A 22,511-nucleotide genomic window follows, 5' to 3' on the forward strand; every position below is an offset into this window, starting at 1 on the left:
ATCAAATTAAGAGAGACAAATCATGGGCTTTAATTGTGGCATCGTGGGCTTACCAAACGTTGGAAAATCAACTTTATTTAATGCGTTAACCAAAGCGGGTATTGCCGCAGAAAACTTTCCATTTTGTACCAAAGATCCTAACGTCGGTATCGTACCTGTACCTGATCCACGTCTAAACAAACTGGCCGAAATTGTAAAGCCTGAGCGTGTATTGCCGACCACTATGGAATTTGTGGATATTGCTGGTCTGGTAGCTGGCGCATCACAAGGTGAAGGGATGGGTAACCAGTTCTTAGCCAATATCCGTGAGACCGATGCGATCGCTCACGTGGTACGCTGCTTCGATGATGACAACGTCATCCACGTAGATGGCCGTGTCAGCCCTATTGATGATATCGAAACCATCAATACTGAGCTGGCTTTGGCTGACTTAGAAGCCGTTGAGCGTGCTATTGTGAACTTGACTAAAAAGGCTAAGGGCAATGACAAAGATGCTCAAGCCACCCTTGATGTGTTCAAAAAAATCGAACCTTTATTGGCCGAAGGCAAAGCTGCGCGCGGTGCCAACTTAGATCAAGATGAGAAAAAGCTGATTAAAAGCTATGGCCTAATTACTTTAAAGCCCACCATGTATATTGCCAACGTCAGTGAAGATGGATTTGAGAACAATCCTTATCTTGACGCTGTTCGTGACTATGCGGCCAAAGAAGAGGCAATCGTATTGCCTTTATGCAACCAAATTGAAGCAGAAATCTCTCAATTAGATGAGGCAGATAAAGCCGACTTCTTAGAGGGCATGGGCATGGAAGAGGCAGGTCTTGACCAAGTCATTCGCTTGGGCTACAAACTGCTCGATATGCAAACCTACTTCACCGCTGGTGTTAAAGAAGTACGTGCTTGGACTGTGAAAGTGGGCGCCACGGCACCTGAAGCGGCTGGGGTTATCCACACTGACTTTGAGCGCGGCTTCATTCGTGCCGAAGTGATTGCTTATGAAGACTTCATTGAGCATGGCGGCGAAAAAGGCGCAGCTGCTGCCGGTAAGTCTCGCTTAGAGGGCAAGACCTATATCGTCCAAGATGGCGATGTGATGCACTTTAGATTTAATGTGTAGCTTTAGCTTTACGCTGATAAAAAGTAAATAGCAGCTCACGTTACTTAGGGTAAAAGACTCTTTATTTTGCCCTAATGCTGAGACCTAAAAAAAGCCGACCTTGTAAATAACTCAACGGTCGGCTTTATTTTACAATATTATTGTTATAATATAACATACTATTGTGGCTGTATTTTCGGCTGGATCTAACCCAGCCTGTTATCGCTAACTTGCGTTTGCTATTTTATAGGATTTTTTATGTCACCTTTGTCTTTTTACCATCGATTGACTTTAGCCTCTGCTACTCAAATGACAGGTGGTCGTTTGAGCGGTTTATTACTACTTAGCGCCTGTCTAGGCTTGACGGCTTGCCAGCCTAATGAGCCCTCGAATGCCCCCAACACCGATACCCAAGAGCAGCATGAACATTCTGAACATGACGATCATCAGACTGATCACGCAGAGCATGGCCATGACGAACATGACGAACAGGCTCATGACGAACACGATGAGCATGACCATGAGGCAGCCGCTCATCATCACGACCATGCCGACCAGCCACGTATCACCTTTAAGTGTCAGCCTGAAGGCGACATTAGCGTCTACTATCATAACGATGATGAGCCAAAGACCGCCCACCTACTGCTAGATGGCCTAGAGTATGACTTAGTTGAAGACAGCAACCTGCCCGCACAGACTTATATCAGCAGCCTTGGTCTAGATGACAGCCACGGCTTAGTGTGGCAAGTACAAGATAAGCAGGCGAGCTTATTTTCAGTGCCTACCGCACTTGCTAAAGCCAAATCAATTAACGACCAAGCTCATCTTGAACAGCAAAATAAACTATACAACTGTCAGCAAACCGGCCAAATGTAGCCGCTCTCTGATAAACAATCACAGATAAGCGAGCTATAAAATGAGCGGTGGGTGGTTTTAGTGCCCGGTGATAAAAAATAGCACATAAGACGGGGCATGGGTTTTTCTGGTATGCTAATTAACACTGTTTTTTTTGTTGATTTGGTGACTTATGACCCAGCCTGTTGATTTTACTGCCCACCCTCACTTAGTAGATACCCCGAAGCCTGAGCGAGTCTCTGCCAATAAGCGCTGGTCGTACCTATTTACCGACCGCCGCTTGGGCAGTATTCAAAAACGCCCCTCCCAAGAAAAATCACGCACGCCGTTTCATAAAGACTATGACCGCTTAATCTTTTCGCACTCATTTCGGCAACTCAACCAAAAGACTCAAGTACACCCACTGACCAATCAGATGGGCATTCATACTCGGCTTACCCATTCACTTGAGGTGTCGAGTATCGGCCGCTCCTTAGGCATGATGGCTGCCGAAAAGCTGCAAGACAAGCTACCTGAAGGCTTGCCGCGTGGGGTTAGCGTCGCTGATGTTGGGGTAATTGTACAGGCAGCCTGCTTAGCGCATGATATCGGCAATCCACCCTTCGGCCATGCCGGCGAGTATGCCATCCGTGACTGGTTTAATCAGCCCAGTCAGCAACAATTCTTAAGTCATTTAACACCGGCTGAGCGCTTAGATTTGCAAGGCTATGAAGGCAATGCTCAAGGTTTTAGGCTCCTAACTTGTAATGAGCATCACCCTGATCGTGGTGGCATGCGCTTGACTTGCGCGACCTTAGGCGCCTTTATGAAATACCCGTGGCTGGCCAAACACAGCAATCAGCTACAACATAACCAGAGCGCTGCTTTATCTGCTCAAAGTGCAGAGCCTTTTACGCCACCGGCCCCTTTTATCAGTGCCCTAAATATCAAAAAATATGGCTGCTTTAATAGTGAAGCCCCTTTACTCGATAAGTTGGCCGGACAACTTAGGCTGCCCTATTCACAAGAACACGATGGCTACGCCCGCCATCCCCTAGCCTACTTGCTAGAAGCTGCTGATGATATCTGCTATGCGCTGATTGATTTAGAAGATGGCATTCATCTTAATATGGTGGATTATCAGCAAGTTGAGCCGCTGATGCTGGGTTTGATTGGGTCACGTGGGGCACCGCCTGAAGTACTAAACAATGCGCCTGTAGGCCAAAAACTGGCAGCCTTGCGGGGCCGGGCCATGATGCGCTTAGTAGATAAGGTCACCCAAGCCTTTGTTACCCATGCCGATGCCATGTTGGCCGGCGATATGCGCGGCAGTTTATTTGATCACTGTGAGCCCAGTGTCAGTGAAGGCATTGCTCAGGCCAAAGCATTGGCCTCTACCCAAATATTCGCCCATCCCAGCAAGATTCGGATGGAGCTTATGGCCAATCGCTGCCTACAAACCCTACTGGATGCCTTTATGCCATTGGCATTACTGCCCCTAACCCAGCAGCCACCACACTTTGAGCAAAAGCATTTATTACATCTACTCAACCAACATTTACATACCCTAAATCGACAGCTTAGTGAAAATGTATATGATAATTCATTAAACATTTTAGACTTTATTACCGGAATGAATGACCATGAAGCCTACCGTTTGGCGCAAGATTTAAATGGTATTGGTGATAAGGTATGGTAGTCTAAGCACACAACCTGCCCGCTTGCATGATTTTGTTGTTGGCTTTAAGGCGTACCTATTCGTTCAACTAGAGGCAGCTTGCCTCGCCTAACCTTTTGTTTATTAGCCACGAGAGTGTTTTATCATGACCACCCCTAACACCCTTAATTTAAATACCCGCGAACAAAAAAAGATGCAGACCCGACAAGCATTTTTTAACGCGGTGCTTGATTTGTGTATGATGGGTCAATCCTTTGCCTCCATTAGTTTGCGCCAAGTGACTCGTGAGGTGGGGGTTGTGCCTACTGCCTTTTATCGTCATTTTGATGATATGGAAAATTTGGGCAGAAGCTTAGTAGAAGAAGAGCTTGGTGAAGCCTTATCTACCTTACGTAATGGTTTGCAAATGGGGCGCACGCGCAGCTTTGATCGTCAAATTGCCCATAGCATTCAACTATTTTTTGCCTCGATTGATGAGCACCCTCGCTATTGGCAGTTTTTAGTCAGTGAGCGCTTTGGTGGCTCAGAGTCAGTGCGCAACGCCATTGCTGCCCAAATTAAGCTATTTGCTAAAATTATGGGCGAAGATTTAGGCATACAGCCGGCGTTTAGTCATATCAACTCCGAAGACAGACGCTTGTTGGCTGAGGCTGGGCTCAATTTATTTTTGACGTGGATTATTGATTGGCTGGATCTGACCTATTCACAAGCACACGATGAAGAAAGCGACTTAATAGGCGTCAGTGCTAAAAAAGATTTGATGCTTAGACAATGCACACGCCAAGCACAAATGCTGTTCTATGGTGCAGAGAATTGGCGCTCTAATGAGGCCACCTTGTTGCCTAATGATTAGTGCCTAATCGGTAAGCGATAATATCTGATAGGTTAGGACATCTGCGATCATCTACCCTGCAAGAAAAAGCCCTTTAATCGTTAAAGGGCTTTTTTACCGCATACTTTATAACACTAAGAGGCCTGCGACTGCATATGAGCTTCACTTTCTGAATCAATCTGATTGACCAGATCGACCATGTCATCGTCCTCTTCATCCAAGCTTGGATACTGTTTGGGTAAATCCAGCATTTGCTGTATTAATGCCACTCGAAGCGTATCACGACGGCCTAAATAACGTTGATAAAAGCTTGAATTAAGCAAGCTTGCCCCGCCTTGCCCTATCGCCCAAATGGTCGATAAGTAATCGCGGGTACTTAGACCACTGTTTTGGGTTTGTAGATATTGACTGCTAATATCAATAAGGCGTTTCATACGCGCCCGTCTAATCTCATACAACTCACCAAACATACGGTTTAGGCCTTGTGCAGAGGCGGCCAGACGCTCTTCTATCTGATTAAAAAGCAGGGCTTTTTGCGGATTCATAAGCTGCTGCAAAATCATACGTGACACACCCGCTGAGGCACTGTCGTCAATCTTGTTAATGTCAAACAACTGCTCTTCATAACGAATAATTATGCGCAGATACAGCTCATCTTTACTAGAAAAATGCTTATACAGCGTACCCTTTGCTAAATCTAGCTGATCGGCCAGACTGTCTAAAGTAATGTCACCACTTCCTGCTTCAAGTAAGAGCTGCTCAGCGGTAGCCAAGATCTTCTCTTCACGGTTCTTGAATTGCTGCTGCCTACTCATGCAAACTCCTAACCTTGTATAAACTTTGATGAATAATATCTACTCGAACCGGCCTGTAATCACATAGGCCAAAACACAAGATGATTATGACTGAGTGGTCATAAGCTCATAGGATACCCATTTTATGAGCATTGTGCCAGTAAATCCTCGAAATTTTTTGTGGTTAATGCGCCAACCTCTTCTGCACTTATCCCAAACAAATCACCCAAACAAGTTGCGACATAAGGCACATAAGCCGGCTCATTAGACTTACCACGCTTTGGCACTGGCGCCAAATAAGGGCTGTCAGTCTCAATAAGCAGTCGATCTTTTGGCACTTTTAACGCCGCATCACGCAAGCTTTGCGCATTTTTAAAGCTCAAGATTCCTGAAAATGAGATATAAAAACCCAAGTCTAAGGCTTTTTTTGCAGTCTCCCAGTCCTCTGTAAAGCAGTGGATAATACCATGCTCAGCTTTTTCTGCTTTTAAGATATCTAAGGTGTCATGCTTAGCTTCACGAGTATGTACCACAAGCGGTTTTTTTAACTGCTGACTGGCCGCAATGTGACGCGCAAGGCTTGCTTGCTGCTCTTTTTTATTCTCATCACTCCAGTAATAATCCAGACCCGTCTCGCCGATGGCCCACACATGATCAGGTGCTGCCATCTGAACCAAACGCTCAACGGTAGCAGCCTGTAGCACCTCCAAGTCCTCACAAGGATGGATGCCCACACTCATGCCCAGATTAAGCTGCTCATCGCCGAACTGGGTAATAATGTCATAAATCTCATCATATTCTGCAAAATCGCACATGATGGCCATAGCTCGGCTCACATTGGCCTGCTTCATGGCCGTAATAACACCCTCTAATTTGCCATCGTGCGGTGTCAAATCCAAACGGTTTAAATGACAGTGACTATCGGTAAACATATACACTCTTTTTTTAGTAAAATGGGATGGCTTCTAGCAGCCAATAGTGTCTATTATCGTTATTAACAGGTCAAATTCAAGGCAGCCTCAGTAACTAATGTTTAAATTTAACCTCATTCATCCTGAAGTTGGTTTTAACTACGGTGTGATACTTAAGCTGGCGTGATAGACACAATACACAGCGTTGAGTCAGAGCAGTTGTGTGTCGATGACTGCATTTGAAAACCAATGTCATAGTGCTTATAGCGCATAAAATAAATGCGCTTTGTATCTTGTTGACGATAAGCTGGACGAGGGTCTTGGGCAATTAAACCGGTAATAATCAGTTTGTCTTCTGAGTCAATCCCACTACCTGCTTGCTGACATAAGTCGTCAAGCTGTGACTCAGCCTGAGGGCTTAAAACGACAGGTTTTAGCTTGGGTTTATCAGGCGCAAACCCACTGACCGCATCTGTCAGCGCGTCACTATAAGCAATATAGGGCTTAATATCGATAATTGGTGTGCCGTCGACCATATCAGCGCCCGTTATATGCAGCCGCACTGCCCCTGACACTACCTCAACCTTCACCAACTTTACTACCGATAACCCCAATTGCGACGGGCGGTACGTGCTGCGTGTGGCAAACACCCCAAGCTTAGTATTGCCGCCCAATCTTGGCGGACGAACTTTGGGTTTAAACCTATGGCCTGACTCAGCGTTGTCTTGAGGGCTATTTAAATGATTGTGGTGGGTATGCCAGCTGATCCACAGATGACTAAAGTCTTCAATGCCAAGAAAGGCCTCAGGCATATCATACGGCGTCACCATCTCAATGACACTGGGCAACGCCACAAGATTGGGCTGGCGGGGAATACCAAACTTCTGAGACAACGCAGAGCGGTGATAGCCGATAATCGGCAAGGTTATCTGCTGCGTATCTGGGTGAAAATCATCTTGTGACATACTGTCTTTAACACCTTGTGGTTGATTTCGATGGCTAATCGCTGACTCATGTTAGGCTTAATCACGCTAACGCCTCGCCTTGACTCTATTTTAATACATTATTTGAATCTGAACGGACATCAAACCGCACAGTAATCGTTGAGGCATACCCTCGCAAGGCAGAATATCCTTAACTCATTGACCAAAAATACTGGCTTATAATTTTTTTAACATCCGTTATTCCATTTTATTATGATGCTTTAATGCATTTTTACACTTATTGCCGTTATGATAAGCAATAATTTGTTATGATGTGCAGCTTAAAAATTATGCCTGAACTCGCCGCGATGTGAACCGCTGTTGGCGAACTGTCATCAGGCATCTATTTATCTCAGCGGCCACATGGCTCTGAGGCGTCATAAATTATTATGACCAGTTGTTAAACCTTATCTATTAGAGCTCACTTTTAAACTCTTCTCGCCATCATTATTTATTGAGGCCTTTATGTCAAAATTTCATACCGAAACAGTGACTTACGTACACCACTGGAATGACTCATTATTTACTATCAAAACCACTCGTGATGCCGGCTTACGCTTTCGTAACGGTGAATTTGCTATGATTGGTATCATGGTAGATGGTAAGCCGCTGATGCGCGCTTATTCTATCGCCAGCCCAAATTACGAAGAGCATTTGGAGTTCTTTTCAATTAAGGTACAAGACGGCCCATTAACTTCGCGCTTACAGCATATTAAAGTGGGCGATGAGCTTATTATCAGTAAAAAACCTACCGGCACGTTGGTAGTCGACGATTTATTGCCCGGCAAAAATCTGTATATGCTCTCTACCGGTACCGGTCTTGCACCCTTCTTATCTTTGTCTCGTGACCCTGAGGTCTATGAGAAGTTTGATAAAATTATTCTTTGCCATGGCGTGCGTAAAGTTGAAGACTTAGCTTATCGCGAAATGTTCGAAGAGACCTTACCTAATGATGAGTTATTTGGTGAATGGTATCGTGAAAAGTTTATCTACTATCCGACGGTTACTCGTGAGGACTTCCGCAATACCGGCCGTATCACTGATTTGATGCGCTCAGGCAAGTTGTATGAAGACATCGGTTTACCACCTATCAATAAAGAAGATGACCGCGTTATGATCTGTGGTAGTATGCCTTTTAACGCTGATATTTCTGAGATTTTGGATGCTGCAGGCTTAACGGTTTCTCCACGTATGGGCGTGCCTGCTGATTATGTGGTTGAACGTGCTTTCGTAGGTTAATAGCCCTTGGCGTAAAAATAGCATTAAAACTTCTTGACCCTATTTCAGAAGTTGCTATAATACGCATCCTAGCTTATCTACCCACTTATTGAATTCAATAAGATCAAGCTAACCCTACATGCCGGTGTGGTGGAATTGGTAGACACGACGGATTCAAAATCCGTTGCCTTTAAAAGCGTGTCGGTTCGAGTCCGACCACCGGTACCATATACGAAACCCTCGCAGAGTCTGTGAGGGTTTTTTATTGCCTGTCTTGTATGTCCATATTTCAACCTCTTTATCCGCAGTACTTAACCAAAAAACAAAGCCTTTTTTAGAAAATATCAGCTTTCGTTAGTAATTTTAAAGGTATGAGCAGCTAGGTTTTGAAAGCAACGTAAACAGCTCTGCAATTTCTGATCGTGTTAAGCTGCAAAGTTAAGATAAAATAGAGATAACCCAGTGGCTCGATTCTAACTCATGACATTGGTATAGATGAGTTGAGGCCTGGCGGTACGGTATCAGGACCGGTAATGATGGGAATTGCAGATGTGGCGCTTTATGTGGCCATATTAGGTAGAATTGGCATAGTACCGTTAGCAGTCACCACAAGTTTAACTATCAACTTTTTACGTAAGCCCACTGCAAAATCACGCATTATTGCTGAGTGTAAACTGCTAAAAGTGGGAAGAACTCTAATCGTAGGTGAGGTTTCTTTATACTCAGATGGATCTGAAGAATTAGTTGCCCATGTTGTGGGAACTTACTCAGTGCCGCCAATCAAGAACAAGCCTGAAGGTCTGTAAAAATACATCAAATTAAGGCGGTAGTTTAGGTTATCTAGGACGGTCCTTTTATTTCAATATAGGGTCGTCATGCTCTACAAGCAAAAACGTTAGAAACGCTCTGACCTAAAGGTACATATTCCTTAGATTCTCTATTAGTATTAGCATGAAAAATGTCTATTACACCAATAATTAAGAAAGATTTTTTAATTATTCATCATGGTATATATTAAGACAATTAAAACAGTCATGTGAACAATTTGGATTGGAACAAAAGCAAGTGCGTATTGAAAACCACCCGTAATTGCCGCGTTAATTGATTTAGAAATTGCATGTGTCGCTAAACCTAATAATAAGGCGAGCAATAAAATAAGGTTAGTTGGGCTCCCTTGCATTACTACGGCAGCCATTGCTGCATGCACTTCAAACATAGAACTGACTACGGTTCCTGCAATAAGACCAGCGTCACCCAGCCATAAACCTAAACCATAAACAAGCACTTGAATAATAGTAAGTGTCACTGCAATGATACCTGCCTCCTTTAAACTAAACATGGGGGTATCAGTTAGCTTAACTTCCTCTTCGGATTGGGTTTTTCTGATCAACCATATGCCAGGAATAATTAAAACTAGCATGGCAATAATAGAGGAAAATAATAAAACTTTAAGCCAACTGACACTGACACCTGCAACAATAATAAGAAGTTGTACCAATGTTGCGACACAGGATATAAGCGCAGCTCCAGCATTTTCTTTTGCAGCTGCACGACCCTGACGAACTTCTACTCCAAGGCTTGCAATCGTGGCTGTACTGGATATAAATCCTGATGCCAAAGCAGATAAAAATTTAGCATGGCGTGACGGTAAAAGCCTCTTTGCCATATGTGCTAGTGCTTGAATGGCTAAAATCAATATCAATAATTTTAAAATAACATAAGGATTGAGTACTGAACCTCAAAGATCCCTATTAGGGGTTAAAGGAAGTGCAATTAAAAGTAAAGCAAGTAAAAAGATACCATCTTTGAATTCACGTTCAGTAAGCCATTTAACCGCTACTCCATGCATTGAATCCTTTGTCACTAGAAGGAAGGTAAGGACTACTGTAAGTGCAGCTGCATAAGGAATATGCCATAAACATAGTCCGCCTATAAAATAGGTGAGTATAAAAGCAAGTTCAGTGGTTACCCCTAGATCTTCAATTTGTTTAGGGATAGAGATGATACTTATACCCCCTATTATCAATGCCCCTATGAGTCCCATAAAAGGACCGAAAGAGAAACAAATCACCCCTAATAGACAGCAAATTGCAAAAGATCTAATGCCGGCAAAGCTGTGTTGATTTTGACGTTGTTTGTTACGCTCTCTTTCTAGACCAATGAGTAGTCCACAACCTAGTGCTGCGGTAGATGCAGTAATTAAGTTTTGGACAGGTTCAATCGTAAATGTACTGTCTATTATGAAATTCATGAGCCCATCCCGAATTCTGTGCAACTGCGATTTAGATTAGAGGTTTGCTAACACGTTCACCAAATCTAATCATAAAGCGATTAAGAACTGCCGTCTAGTTTCGAATGGGCATTGCCCGCTTTTTAGACACCTGCTACGTTGCTAAGTACACTCTAAAAAATAAATACGCCAGTTATACTACTTCACATACACCTCTTATGTGTTAAGTTAGCATAAGTAGTGTTTATTGTATGCTAGCGAGTAGAGTTAGAAGTACTCTTTATCTTCAATCCTTAATTAATCCAAACATGTTGGAGCACTTTATGACTCAAATAAAAGCAATTATCCCAGCTGGTAGACATGCTCTTTATGAGAAGCATGGTTACTCTGCAGCCATTCAATCAAAAGATTTACTATTCGTTTCAGGCCAAGTAGGAAGTCTTCAGAACGTTAGTCCAGAAATAGGCTATGAGAAATAAGTAGAACTCGCATTTGAAAATCTAGGTAACACACTAGAGGCGGCAGGCTGTACGTTCGAGGACATCATCATCGATGTTACAACCTTCCATACTGACCCTGAAAATCAACTTGATGTAATGATGAAGGTAAAGAACACTATTTTTAAGGAGCCGCCCTATCCAGCTTGGACTGCGGTTGGTGTGACGTGGCTTGCCGGATTTGATTTTGAAATAAAGGTCATTGCACGCCTGCCCAGTGATATCAGTTAATTAGCTAGCGCCTGCATTGGTAGTCCTAACTGGCTTGCTGTGGTACTGATATCCCTATCATTATTCTTTATTTCTTTAACCACTTCTGCTTTAAGTTCTTCACTGTATCTTTCAACTTTCTTAGTCATGATAAACCCCTATTTGTCTTTTTTGGTTTACCAATTTTTTGTCTACAGGTTTTTCAGCACAACTCAGTTCTGATTAATACAGCTGATGAGAGAAACTGCGTAGGTAAAAATGGGAAGGATTTATATTGAGACTGTTTTCAAACCTTGAATATCATGTACATTGACATGTACACCAATAATTTTTAAGTAAATAAAAGACAATATAATCAAATACTTGATTTTACTGCCCAAGTCCGATCCCCAGTAACATATATAATTAAGCCCCTAAATTGTTTTAGGGGCTTTTTTGTCTTTGGCGCAGTAAGTTTTTTATTTTAGAACTCTATTCGCTCAACACTAGAATCATTTATAGCCAAAAGTACCTGAGCGGCTTCCTGAAGTGGTGATGACTTCACTGTATTTTCAATAGCATTCATGGCCATAGATATTAACTCAGGATTATTAGACTCAATGCCTTGATCCAGTTTTTTGAACATCTCATCAATCACATGCCTCCGTTCAGAAAAACGCTCCTTTAAATAGGATTGCAAAAATTCTCGCTGGTTGTTTGACTTTGTTATTTGCGCCTCTTTCCAAGCAGAAATCGCTGCACGCTTAGTTCCTTCAGTTTGACAGATAGTTTTATAGTCAGTATAAGACTTAACTAGCATCTCAAAGCCCTGATATGCCTTAGATAGAGGATCACTAGAAGCCTTGGTAATAACAGATTTTTTCGCAGTCCCTGTAATAATGTCTTTCATAAATCAGATTCCTTTATCAGATTTGTAGATAACCTTCGCATTTATGGCGAATATTGCTTACAGCCTTGCCGTCACTATTAAGAATAGGTTGATCAAGAATATTCTTAAGCGACTTACCTACAGCGAGCATAGTTTTGAAAGCTTCAGGGTCAGACGCATCGTTTACTTTCACCTTTTCAAATCGTTTTACTGTCTCAAGTAATACTTTTTGAACCTCAAGGGCATTGATGGTTATCGCTTTCATTGCTACCTCTGTAGTTTTCATTTCAGCGATAGCTACTGCATTTTTTGCCTCATATTCTCGAGCTTCTGTAAGCGCTTCTTCACCTTTACTCGCTAAATGAAGTCCTGTAATAGCCAATGCAGGGCCAGCTACTATACCGCCTAGAACCATCGTGCCCCCTGCCATACCAAGACCACCTGAGGCCAATGAGCCGCCACCAAGCCATGCCAGTGTTGCATTCGTTGAAGCAGCACCTGCAAGAGTTGAAATGGCAGTCCCTGTAGAGGCTGTACCTAATATGCCTACAGTTCCGTAAGCTCCCATTCCAGTAAGCACACCCGCCGTGACACCCGTTGCTAGACCATTTTCAATTTTAACTGCTGTAGCCACGCCTTGTTTCATCTGTACATAGTCATCATGAGTTAGGGCTTGATTAAAATTCTCAATAGTAGATCCAGCATCTTTAAGCTTTCTCAATACTTCGATGATATGTTTAATTTGAGTACTAAATATTTCGACTTTAAGCTCACCCAAATTTTGCAGCTCATAATTAGCATCTATACCTGCGATCTCTAACAAATTTTTTTGCAATTCAAACTGTGTTTTTGACCATTCAATAATACTTTTAGCATCTGATATATCTGATACTCCTTTGGCACCAGAAGCCACTCCAACGCCTGCAGCTGCAAGAGCAAGTCCTCCTAATACAAATGGAATGGGCATAATCATCTCCTTTATACGATTTAAATTTGTATCATAGGTAATTTATTTGCTATTTGAACCGACTGACAGGTTTGAATATTAAGGTCTATATAATCATCATAGTCCATACTAGAAAATACAGCCTCATACATTGCCTGAATATTACATATTAAAGGTCTATTGTGATAAACCATACAGCTATTATTGGTTGTATCAAAATAAATACAAACACCGTTGCCATCATCTAAACTTTTATATAGCGTATGATTTTGTAGGTTTTGACAACACCATCCGCATTGATTGCAAGGGAAAGCACGCTTTTTATGCTTAATATCTAAACCAGTTGATGACTCTGTCACGGCTACTCCTAATTTATAGCGCTTCTAATCTCTCCATTAAGCGCTGTATTAGCTCGTCTATATGTTCTTCTTTTTCTAACGTTACGCCTTTTTCGTTCATATTCATGAGGCGCTCATATATTTCCATAATGCCTTGTTCTAATTCTTCGCTCAAGCGTATCACTTCTTGCTCGTCACCTTCTTCTAAATCATAATTCTCTATTTGCTCAAGCGTACTCTCTGTCTTATATATCAAATCTAACAATGCTTGTTCTTCATTATGTAAGTCTTCATCTTCTAACAGCAGAGCAATCTTTTCTTCAATTTCTTTAATGCGTTCATCAATATTATCTAAGACCCCTGTAAACACATAAGCATCTTCGCTATCTTGCTCGCTATCTTCCTCTTTTACCGCTGTCATCATTTGCTTATGGATTAATTCAAGATTGTATTTGGCGATATCATTACCTTGACTTGCCGCTTGCTCAAGCCACTGTATTGCTTGGGCCTCATCCTTTTCAGTGCCCAAGCCTTCTTTATACATAAGCGCTAGATTAATTTGTGCTTCATCATAGCCTTGATCCGCTGCTAGTTGGAACCATTCAAAAGCTTGTGATAAATCCTCATAGACCCCATGGCCATTTTTATACAGTAATCCAATCTGATTTTGAGCAGGAGCATACATTTCACTCGCTGCTTTTTTGAACCAATTAAGTGCTTCGTTGTAGTTCTGCTGAACCCCATTACCATTTACATAATCAACACCAATGAGTGTTTGAGCTTGAAGATAGTTTTTATAAGGCGGGATATAGTACATGGCATAACTCCAATCCATTGAAATAATATAAGAGACCCACTGACACGAAGCTTATTATTTAATACTAAAGAAGATAAACAGAGTAAATAAAAGGACAGCATTTCCCGTAAATACTTGCCACAAGACTAAGTGCTTAACGTATATACTGTATAGGCTATCAACTATATCACCCCAACCATAAAAATTGAAACAAAAGAATTAATAAAACGCTCACCCGCAATCACTAAAGACGCTAACATAGCAATTAGATTACAAGCCGCTTCAAACTTAATCCAAACCTTTTATGTCAAAACGAATAATGACGACCTTACCTTGCAATCCAATACAAAATTAGAAAGCTCTGCTCTGACAAAAAGAACATAAAATCCAAATCAGTCACACTTAAATGCTGTCGCCTTTAAAAACATGTCGGTTCTGTAACTATCCCCTAAAATAACACAGCTCAAACGTAGAATTTCTTATAAAATACCCATAAGGAGTTTTAATATGAGCAAACGAATGACTGAGACCCAAATCGTATCGATATTAAAAGAAGCAGAAGCTGGAATACCTGCTAAAGATCTGTGTCGTAAATACGGGATTGCTAGCTCGACTTTTATAATGAGGAACGTCAAGAAACAGTCTGGGAGACTGTTTTAGTGACGCAAGACGGAGCGACAGCGAAGTTAGATCCAAGTATGGAGGCATGGAAGCCTCTGATGTTAAGCGACTAAAAGAGCTTGAAGAAGAAAACCGTAGGCTAAAACAGATGTATGCTGATTTAAGCCTCAAAACGCAAATGCAGGAAGAAATCATAAAAAAGCTATAGCGCCTGCCCTTGAGCGCAAAGTCTGGGCGCAAGAGTTACAGGCGCAGTATGGTATTAGTATTGCATTGAGCTGTCAGGTGGTCTGAATGAGTCGAACCGCTTACTACTATAAGCCTAAGCTATCTGATGATAGTGAGATTATTGATGTCTTAAATGAGCTAACAGATAGGCACAATCGTTGGGGTTTCCCAAAGTGTTTTAAACGTATACGCAAGCTTGGCTACCCATGGAATCACAAGCGAGTACACCGTGTTTATACCGCGTTAAACTTAAACCTACGCCGTAAGTCTAAAAGACGGCTACCAACACGTAATCCCCAGCCGCTAAGTGTGCCAAACGCATTGGGGCATACTTGGTCTATGGACTTTATGAGCGATAAGCTGCACAACAATATTCGCTTTCGAACCTTTAATGTGATTGATGATTACAACCGTGAAGTATTAGGCATTGATATTGGTACCAGCATTCCCTCACTCCGAGTAATTCGCTACCTTGACCAGCTAGCCGAGTGGCATGGCTATCCTAAGCAAATTCGTGTGGATAACGGCAGTGAGTTTACATCCAACATATTTACTGACTGGGCATCAGCTCATGGTATTTATATTGACTATATCGAGCCTGGCTGTCCTTATCAGAATGCTTATATTGAACGGTTTAATCGCAGTTACCGCAATGAGGTTTTAGACTGTTATCTTTTTAATAATTTAAACGAGGTTAATAAGCTGACTGAGGACTGGATCAAGGTTTATAACACTGAAAGACCCCATGATTCACTCAATGATATGACACCTGCCGAGTACAGGCAGGTGGCTTAATTATTCTACGATGATGTTGTGTTAAGAATGGGATAGTTACACTTAGGACTCTCTATCGTCAAATCAATCTGTGAGCAGGCAGGTATCGATGTATTAATGAATGACTCTACCGCTAGCCTTTCAAGTCAAAGCAATAATAAAGGACTCTGTATTACCTTAGTTTTCTAAGTTAATAAAAGCTTTTGATAAAGGCAGGTAATCTTGACGCTTTCTTAACACCTCTATCGATAACCTATTAATGTCTACAATATGATATTAAATTTGATTATTAACAGAGCGAATCCACCCATGAACACACCTTTAAAGTCTTCAAGCCCAATTACCGCTTCAGATCACGATCCGATAAAGAACGCTTTGTCAAAAGTACCAGAAGTTACTTTACTGTTTTGGATAATAAAGATTGCAGCAACGACATTGGGCGAGACTGCAGGTGACGCTTTATCAATGTCATTAAATCTAGGGTACATTGTCAGTACTGGTATTTTCGCTATAATTTTTGCAATAGCAGTCGCTACCCAGATAAAAGCCAACTCGTTCAACAAATGGTTGTATTGGGCGACGATTATCGCAACCACCACTTTAGGAACAACAATAGCAGACTATGTGACCAGATCGTTAGGGATTGGCTACGCTGGCGGCTCAGTGTTACTAATAGCCTTACTCGGCTTGTGTTTGATCACTTGGCAAAAAACGATGGGTAGTATCGCCGTCGATAGTATCAGCAAACCTAAAGCTGAGGTGTTTTACTGGACGACTATTATGTTCTCGCAAACACTCGGCACCGCCCTTGGTGACTGGGTAGCCGATAGCAAAGGTATGGGCTACACCACCAGCGCGATTATCTTTGGGTCTTTGTTAGCACTCATTGCTCTAGCTCATTTTTATACTAAGATATCTAAAACGTTATTATTTTGGAGTGCTTTCGTACTAACTCGTCCATTAGGAGCGGTGTTAGGCGACTTTTTAGATAAGCCTATTGATCATGGTGGTCTTGCACTAAGCCGTTTTGGTGCATCAGCTGCGCTATTGATATTCATAATTGTCTGTCTATTAGTGTTCAAGCAAAGGGCTAGTGCCAAAGCACATTGATGATAATGCATCTAGTAAGATTTATCTTAGGGTTCAAATGATAATTTGTTAGATGCTAATAGCCTTATTAACGAGGGATTACGATTATTAGTCTGATGAATAAATATCGATAATAATTAAATATTGGCAGTAGTAAAAAGGGGTGCTAACGCTATATATCATAGTACGTTAGCACCCTTTTTATATTTAGCATTTTGCTTAGGTGATGTGCTTAATATTGGGGTTTGAATGACAGATTATGGCTTAACTAAAATAAGCCCCTTTGATAGGGGCTTGTTAGGTTTAGCCATACTAAATCGCTATTACCTTCATATCCGGTCTTAGGTAATCTATAATATACGACCTACCCCTTTTGGCTCCATATTCGATAATAGAGCATTACAAACTATCATCCTTTCGATCCTTTATACTATATAGCTATCTTTTAATAGTTGATTTAATAAAAGCAGGTAATAATGACAGATAAAATTGAGCAGCTTCATTTAGCAGAAACTACACTCCAATCACTAGCTGAACTTCACTGCGCTTATGGGCGGAGTGTTAGCACTAGAAAGCAGATTGATTACATACTCAATAGCACCTACTCCTAAATTAGATAATCATAAAGCGTGTCTTCTACAGGCTTATCAAGCCAAAATCTAAAATGGACAACTGGCTGCCCTTTGTCGTTTTATACATCGGCTACCTCTAGTCTAGCCAATACGGATATATTACCTCTTGCAGATCACCACTCAAATGGGCTCTAGTGGTTATGACTTAATAAACAGCAGCTAATTGATTAAAGCATATTTGACGTGTTTGAGTACGCCAGCTTCTGGGGGTGATGATTTTTAGGCATTGATGTACACTAGGATGTATATTTAATGGCCCGTTTTATATCCCAGCTTAAAGGGTGGGCAAAATTATTTTGTAAGCATCCGACCAACCCCCTATTGCGGTGGCACCCAGCGATGAGGCAACAACTCATCCAGATCCTCTTGAGTAGGCAGGCGTCTTAGCACGTCTGTCAAATAAGCAGACACATCCAAGCCATTTAAGCGAGCTGACTGAATGATGGACATAATATTCGCAGCCCGCTGCCCGCTTCGCAGCGAACCGGCAAACAACCAGTTTTTACGCCCAAGTGCCCATGGACGCATCTGATTCTCCGCCCAATTATTATCAATCGGCAGCCTGCCATCATCTAGATACTGAGTCAGCGCCTGCCAACGTTTCAGGCAATAATCCATCGCCTTACTAATACTGGCATTTTTAGTGGTTAACTGCCTTTTTTCTTGTAACCATTGGTGCAGCTTATCGGCAATCGGTTTGGCTTTTTTTTGCCTGATTTGCCGAACTATTTGGGGATCTCTTGGTATTGGGGGTGTATTTTTTTCAAATCGCTCATCAATCTCACGTTCAACAGCATACAACTGCCTAAATAACGTTAATGCCTCAATGCTCACGATACTTTGCCCAGTGATATGCAGTTCATGAAATTTACGCCGTGCATGGGCCAGACAACCGATTTCTGTCACACCTTGATGAAATAAGAACTTATACCCGCTGTAATCATCGCAAACCAGCTTACCGTGCCACTTATCTAAAAAGGCTTTAGGGTGCTCATTACGACGACTTTCGGCAAAGTCATAGACCACCGCCTTTAAGGAGCTGTGCTGTGGCGTAAGATACGCCCAGACATAGCCTTTTTTTAATGATTTACCACCTACCTTTACATGGTTCTTCATGATAGATACCGGGGTTTCATCGGCATGTAAGATAGGCTCAGACAGTAATAGTTCATGCAAGCGACTGACTAAAGGCTCAAGGGCAACGCCGCAGCGTCCTACCCAGTCTGCCATAGTAGCATCGGGTATATTTACCCCACTTCGCTGATAGATAATATTCTGCCGATATAGAGGCTGATGGTCTGCATATTTGCTAATAAGGATGTGTGCAAGCAGCTCTGGGGTGGCGATGCTTTTGTTAATAATCTGCTTGGGGGCAGCCGATTGATGAATGATGTCACACTCACGGCATACCCATTTAGGGTAGATGTGACGCTCAATATAAAACTGCTTAGGGATAATGCCAAGTTTGTCTTGTTTATCCTCCCCAATTCGCTTCATTTGACAGCCGCAGTCACAGACGGTGGTAAGTGGTTCATGAACCAGGGTTTTGACCTCAAGGTTGTCAGGAATCACTGTGTATTTGGCACGCTTTATTTTTTTAGGCTGATCAGTGGCTGAGGGCAGCTCATCTGTGATCTCTTTGGCGGCTTTAAGCTCAGCCTCATCAATGAGGGTTTCTGCCTGACTACGATCAATCGCAGGCAGCTTGGCAAGCTCCTCTTTGCTTAAGCCGCTAAGGTAGTCATCTCGGATTTGTTCAAGCTGCGCTAAGTCCTCTTGCGCCGCCTCATAATTTAAGTGGGTTTGTCTGGCAGTGATGCCTTCGCTTTTTTGTCCATAGAGCCGGTGAATAAGCTGCTTTTGCTTTTCGATGAGTTCAAGCACTTTTTCATACAGCTTGTGGTTTTCCTTAACCACTTGGTTAAAAAGCTGCTGTAGTTGATTGTGACTCGTGTTTGTTTGATCAATTTGTTGCTGCAGGTGCTCATTACGCTGTTCAAGCAGGTGGATTTTCACCAAAAGCTCGGCGTAAATGGGGTCTTTTGATAAGTCGGATAAGTTGGCAACAGTCATGGCGATATGTTGCCAGAGTTTTATTTGCCTGTCATCTGCTATTTATAGGATGGGGGTTAATTTATCTTTGCCCATGTTACGCCAAGGCAGTCCACTGATTAAGGCATTAAATTGTTCACGGTTGATGCTGATGCCAGTTTGAGTGGTGGTGAGCGGCTTGGTTAAGCCATGAAATTTATTGTCATCGAGCTGACGGCTACAAAGCCATACGCCAAGCCCATCATGAATGAATACTTTTAGGCGTGTGCCTGCTTTGTTGTAAAACAGGTAGGCACAGTGAGGGCGAATGCTTTGGTGTTCGGTGAGGATGTGGGCCAGTAGTTTGCCACTACCACATCGCATGTCCATAGGCGTGGTGGATAGCCAGATGTGAGTGATGGGTATCATTGCAGTCCTCGTAGTAGGTCAATCAAGCTTTGAGTGTCTATTTGGGCAATGTTGAGGTTTATCGTCCCAGATGCTCGAGCTGTGATTTGCAGTTTGATGTTCTTTATGACGGAGGCTGAGCCTAGATGCGCACCTTCAGGCTCAAGATGGATTGGGATAAAGTGCGGGTTTGGATCATGAGGACTGTTTATAGTACCAGGTAATGTGTCAGCTTGAGCATGTGCCCGCTGATACTGGCGTTTCCAGTTATGCAGAAGGTTTTGGTTAATGCCATGCTCTCGAGCGATACTGGCAATTGATCGATCTGAGTCTGTCGCTTCTTTTACTAAAAGTGCTTTAAACTCGCCGCTGTAAGTTCTGCGTTTGGGCTTATTAGGGGGTTGTGTTGTCATGTTAGTGTCCACGATTATTTGTTCGTGGACACTATCTCGCATTTTTTAATAGAAAAAAAGATGGGATGGTCGGATGCTTACATTATTTTCTCGCCTCGTTAAACTTATATTTTGGATGAAGTGCACAATGACGCAAAATACGCTTGCCCAACAGCTTACTTATTTTACTTCTAACTGGGTGCAAGCAACTCAAGAACCATTTTCTGGTCACAATTTAGCTCAGTTTTTTAGAAATGAAGTACAAAATAGTGTTGCTTCACTTGTACATATGTTCAACCCATCTTACTTAGTGAAAGCAAGTGTCGGTGCAGGAAACTGGGCTAATATTCCTTGGATATCAATCTTAAACCCTAATCTGACAGATAGCACCCAGGACGGCATTTATCCTGTTTATCTTTTCCGTGCAGATGGATCTGGATTTTACCTATCACTAAATCAAGGTACGACAGTACCAACCCAGACCTTAGGTAAGGCTAAAGCCGAACATCGTGCCAACTATATAAAACAATATGTCTTAGCTCACTTACCTCAGTTAAGTAATTGGGGCCAACAAACCATAGATTTACGTGCTACAACCTCTCTAGGTAAATCATATGAAAGCTATAATATTATTGCTAAGTACTACGATGCTCATACTGAACTTAGTGAGGATAAGCTAAAAAATGATTTGTCAGAGCTACTCGGCTTTTATCAAGAAATAGAGACTATCTATCAGTATATAGAAAGCCTTGATTTTGACTCTTCAGAGCAGCCTGCTATAAAAGAAACACCTAAGAATTATAAAAATATAAGTTTTAACAATCTAACCCAACTCTCCAAACCATTTCTACTCCTAGCTGGTATATCTGGCACAGGGAAAACAAGATTCGTTCGCGAGCAAGCTAAGGTGACGGGCAGCCTAAGTGAGACCTATTGCCTAACTTCAGTACGGCCAGATTGGCATGAGCCGAGTGATTTATTGGGTTATATCTCACGCTTAAGTGGTCATGCTCAGTACGTAACTACCGATGTTTTGAAGTTTATTGCTAAAGCGTGGCGTGCCATTATTGACGCTGACCTTGATATCGTTGTGGATCAGGATAATAGACTTAGTGTGCTAGGTAATAAAGAAGAATTAGAGCAAATACGCCCCTACTGGCTATGTTTAGACGAGATGAATCTAGCCCCTGTCGAACAGTATTTTGCTGATTATTTATCTATTTTAGAGACCCGTGAATGGCAGTGGACAGACGATGAGTTTGATTACCGTTGTGATGCTATTCTAAAACCCACAGTGTTTAACCAAGTCGCCAACATAACAGAATTACGCCAAGAATTAGGCTTTGAGGACGGTATTTATGATGAAGTCTGGGCGTTATTCTGTCAGCATGGTATGAGCCTGCCCTTTAACCTTATTGTGGCAGGCACCGTTAATATGGATGAAACCACTCATGGCTTTTCACGCAAGGTTATTGACCGCGCATTAAGCTTTGATTTTGGTGACTTCTTCCCTAATGATTTTGATCATTTTTTTAATCCAGTCGTACAACACAAAACACTAAGCTATCCCATTTATTCTCACGCTAGCCCCAGTGACCTACCTACCATAGATAGTACAGGTCAAAAAAGTATCGCCTTTTTAAAATCAGTAAACCATGTTCTAGATAACACGCCTTTTAAACTGGCATTTAGAGCGTTGAATGAGTTGCTATTATCAGTAATTAGCACCAACCCTACTAGCGATGTTGAATTACAAGCCGTCTGGGATGATTTCTTAATGTGTAAAGTATTGCCTCGTATTGATGGTGATCACGATAAACTTATGCTGATCCAGCAGTCTAACGACTCAAACCAATTGAGTGCAGATGGCATTTTATCAGATACCTTACTGACTGAACTTTCAACAGTTCTAAAAAGATCATTGAGCGAAATATGGGATCAACCTGAAGCTCGCCCAGACTTATATCGACAAGCAGTTAGTGATACTCAAAGTGATACCCGAATTGGTATTGCCTGTCGTAGTAAAGCTAAACTCGAATGGATGCAGCAACGATTACAACGCTCAGGCTTTACTAGCTTCTGGCCTTAAGTCATTCAACTAGGCTGAT

General features: G+C 42.1%; 18 protein-coding genes, 1 tRNA gene and 4 pseudogenes. 11 read left to right on the forward strand and 12 right to left on the reverse strand.

What is annotated here, in order from left to right:
• Positions 1-22: 22 nt before the first annotated feature.
• The 4 genes from ychF to MN210_RS10390 all read left to right on the forward strand — a co-directional run bounded on the left by ychF (position 23) and on the right by MN210_RS10390 (position 4,458).
• Positions 23-1,114 carry a redox-regulated ATPase YchF gene (ychF, locus tag MN210_RS10375; protein WP_011961126.1) on the forward strand — a complete coding sequence of 364 codons (1,092 nt, stop codon included), beginning with the start codon at positions 23-25 and terminating at the stop codon, positions 1,112-1,114.
• Between the two features lie 237 nt (positions 1,115-1,351).
• Positions 1,352-1,969: a hypothetical protein gene (locus tag MN210_RS10380; RefSeq protein WP_241878498.1), complete on the forward strand. Its 618-nt coding sequence runs from the start codon at positions 1,352-1,354 to the stop codon at positions 1,967-1,969.
• Between the two features lie 151 nt (positions 1,970-2,120).
• Entirely contained in the window at positions 2,121-3,626 is a 1,506-nt protein-coding gene (locus MN210_RS10385; protein ID WP_338412174.1) for a deoxyguanosinetriphosphate triphosphohydrolase, read from the forward strand.
• A 124-nt stretch (positions 3,627-3,750) separates the two neighbouring features.
• Positions 3,751-4,458 carry a TetR family transcriptional regulator gene (locus MN210_RS10390; protein ID WP_338412175.1) on the forward strand — a complete coding sequence of 236 codons (708 nt, stop codon included), beginning with the start codon at positions 3,751-3,753 and terminating at the stop codon, positions 4,456-4,458.
• Positions 4,459-4,571: 113 nt separating this feature from the next.
• On the opposite strand, the gene MN210_RS10395 is transcribed toward MN210_RS10390, so the two are convergent.
• The 3 genes from MN210_RS10395 to tsaA all read right to left on the reverse strand — a co-directional run bounded on the left by MN210_RS10395 (position 4,572) and on the right by tsaA (position 7,107).
• Entirely contained in the window at positions 4,572-5,252 is a 681-nt protein-coding gene (locus tag MN210_RS10395) for a TetR/AcrR family transcriptional regulator (RefSeq protein WP_011961130.1), read from the reverse strand.
• 122 nt (positions 5,253-5,374) lie between these two features.
• Positions 5,375-6,163: a TatD family hydrolase gene (locus tag MN210_RS10400; RefSeq protein ID WP_338412176.1), complete on the reverse strand. Its 789-nt coding sequence runs from the start codon at positions 6,161-6,163 to the stop codon at positions 5,375-5,377.
• 152 nt (positions 6,164-6,315) lie between these two features.
• On the reverse strand, positions 6,316-7,107 hold the full coding sequence (gene tsaA / locus MN210_RS10405; RefSeq protein WP_241878501.1) for a tRNA (N6-threonylcarbamoyladenosine(37)-N6)-methyltransferase TrmO: 792 nt from the start codon (positions 7,105-7,107) through the stop codon (positions 6,316-6,318).
• A 483-nt stretch (positions 7,108-7,590) separates the two neighbouring features.
• On the opposite strand from tsaA, the gene MN210_RS10410 reads away from it, so the two are divergent.
• The 3 genes and pseudogenes from MN210_RS10410 to MN210_RS10420 all read left to right on the forward strand — a co-directional run.
• Positions 7,591-8,364: a ferredoxin--NADP reductase gene (locus tag MN210_RS10410; protein WP_011961133.1), complete on the forward strand. Its 774-nt coding sequence runs from the start codon at positions 7,591-7,593 to the stop codon at positions 8,362-8,364.
• Positions 8,365-8,484: 120 nt separating this feature from the next.
• Positions 8,485-8,571, forward strand: a tRNA-Leu gene (locus MN210_RS10415).
• Between the two features lie 233 nt (positions 8,572-8,804).
• A pseudogene (locus MN210_RS10420) lies at positions 8,805-9,149 on the forward strand (PaaI family thioesterase); the annotation flags it as partial.
• Positions 9,150-9,334: 185 nt separating this feature from the next.
• Here the strand turns inward: MN210_RS10420 and MN210_RS10425 are convergent.
• A pseudogene (locus MN210_RS10425) lies at positions 9,335-10,594 on the reverse strand (MgtC/SapB family protein).
• A 302-nt stretch (positions 10,595-10,896) separates the two neighbouring features.
• On the opposite strand from MN210_RS10425, the pseudogene MN210_RS10430 reads away from it, so the two are divergent.
• A pseudogene (locus tag MN210_RS10430) lies at positions 10,897-11,301 on the forward strand (RidA family protein).
• Here MN210_RS10430 and MN210_RS10435 read toward each other — a convergent pair.
• The 5 genes from MN210_RS10435 to MN210_RS10455 form a co-directional block, all read right to left on the reverse strand.
• Positions 11,298-11,429, reverse strand: coding sequence for a transposase (locus MN210_RS10435; RefSeq protein WP_241878502.1), 132 nt, complete (start codon positions 11,427-11,429; stop codon positions 11,298-11,300). The pseudogene MN210_RS10430 and the gene MN210_RS10435 overlap by 4 nt on opposite strands.
• Positions 11,430-11,743: 314 nt before the next feature.
• Positions 11,744-12,169, reverse strand: a complete 426-nt coding sequence (locus MN210_RS10440) for a hypothetical protein (protein WP_241878503.1) — start codon at positions 12,167-12,169, stop codon at positions 11,744-11,746.
• A gap of 16 nt (positions 12,170-12,185) precedes the next feature.
• Positions 12,186-13,115 carry a hypothetical protein gene (locus MN210_RS10445; protein WP_338412177.1) on the reverse strand — a complete coding sequence of 310 codons (930 nt, stop codon included), beginning with the start codon at positions 13,113-13,115 and terminating at the stop codon, positions 12,186-12,188.
• 20 nt (positions 13,116-13,135) lie between these two features.
• Positions 13,136-13,453, reverse strand: coding sequence for a YkgJ family cysteine cluster protein (locus MN210_RS10450; protein ID WP_338412178.1), 318 nt, complete (start codon positions 13,451-13,453; stop codon positions 13,136-13,138).
• A gap of 13 nt (positions 13,454-13,466) precedes the next feature.
• Complete coding sequence (locus tag MN210_RS10455; RefSeq protein WP_241878506.1) at positions 13,467-14,249, reverse strand: tetratricopeptide repeat protein; 783 nt, start codon at positions 14,247-14,249, stop codon at positions 13,467-13,469.
• Between the two features lie 486 nt (positions 14,250-14,735).
• Here MN210_RS10455 and MN210_RS10460 point away from each other — a divergent pair.
• Positions 14,736-15,872, forward strand: a pseudogene (locus MN210_RS10460) (IS3 family transposase).
• A 288-nt stretch (positions 15,873-16,160) separates the two neighbouring features.
• On the forward strand, positions 16,161-16,961 hold the full coding sequence (locus tag MN210_RS10465) for a COG4705 family protein (RefSeq protein WP_110817374.1): 801 nt from the start codon (positions 16,161-16,163) through the stop codon (positions 16,959-16,961).
• A 929-nt stretch (positions 16,962-17,890) separates the two neighbouring features.
• Here MN210_RS10465 and tnpC read toward each other — a convergent pair.
• The 3 genes from tnpC to MN210_RS10480 are packed head-to-tail and all read right to left on the reverse strand — an operon-like array spanning position 17,891 to position 20,424.
• Positions 17,891-19,645 carry an IS66 family transposase gene (gene tnpC, locus MN210_RS10470; protein WP_338412179.1) on the reverse strand — a complete coding sequence of 585 codons (1,755 nt, stop codon included), beginning with the start codon at positions 19,643-19,645 and terminating at the stop codon, positions 17,891-17,893.
• Positions 19,646-19,687: 42 nt separating this feature from the next.
• On the reverse strand, positions 19,688-20,032 hold the full coding sequence (gene tnpB, locus MN210_RS10475) for an IS66 family insertion sequence element accessory protein TnpB (protein WP_115342999.1): 345 nt from the start codon (positions 20,030-20,032) through the stop codon (positions 19,688-19,690).
• Positions 20,029-20,424, reverse strand: coding sequence for a transposase (locus tag MN210_RS10480; RefSeq protein WP_338412180.1), 396 nt, complete (start codon positions 20,422-20,424; stop codon positions 20,029-20,031). The genes tnpB and MN210_RS10480 overlap by 4 nt, the downstream gene beginning before the upstream one ends.
• A 73-nt stretch (positions 20,425-20,497) precedes the next feature.
• On the opposite strand from MN210_RS10480, the gene MN210_RS10485 reads away from it, so the two are divergent.
• Complete coding sequence (locus MN210_RS10485; protein ID WP_338412181.1) at positions 20,498-22,492, forward strand: MrcB family domain-containing protein; 1,995 nt, start codon at positions 20,498-20,500, stop codon at positions 22,490-22,492.
• Positions 22,493-22,511: the final 19 nt, after the last annotated feature.

This window comes from Psychrobacter raelei, from assembly GCF_022631235.3.
Lineage (GTDB): Bacteria > Pseudomonadota > Gammaproteobacteria > Pseudomonadales > Moraxellaceae > Psychrobacter > Psychrobacter raelei.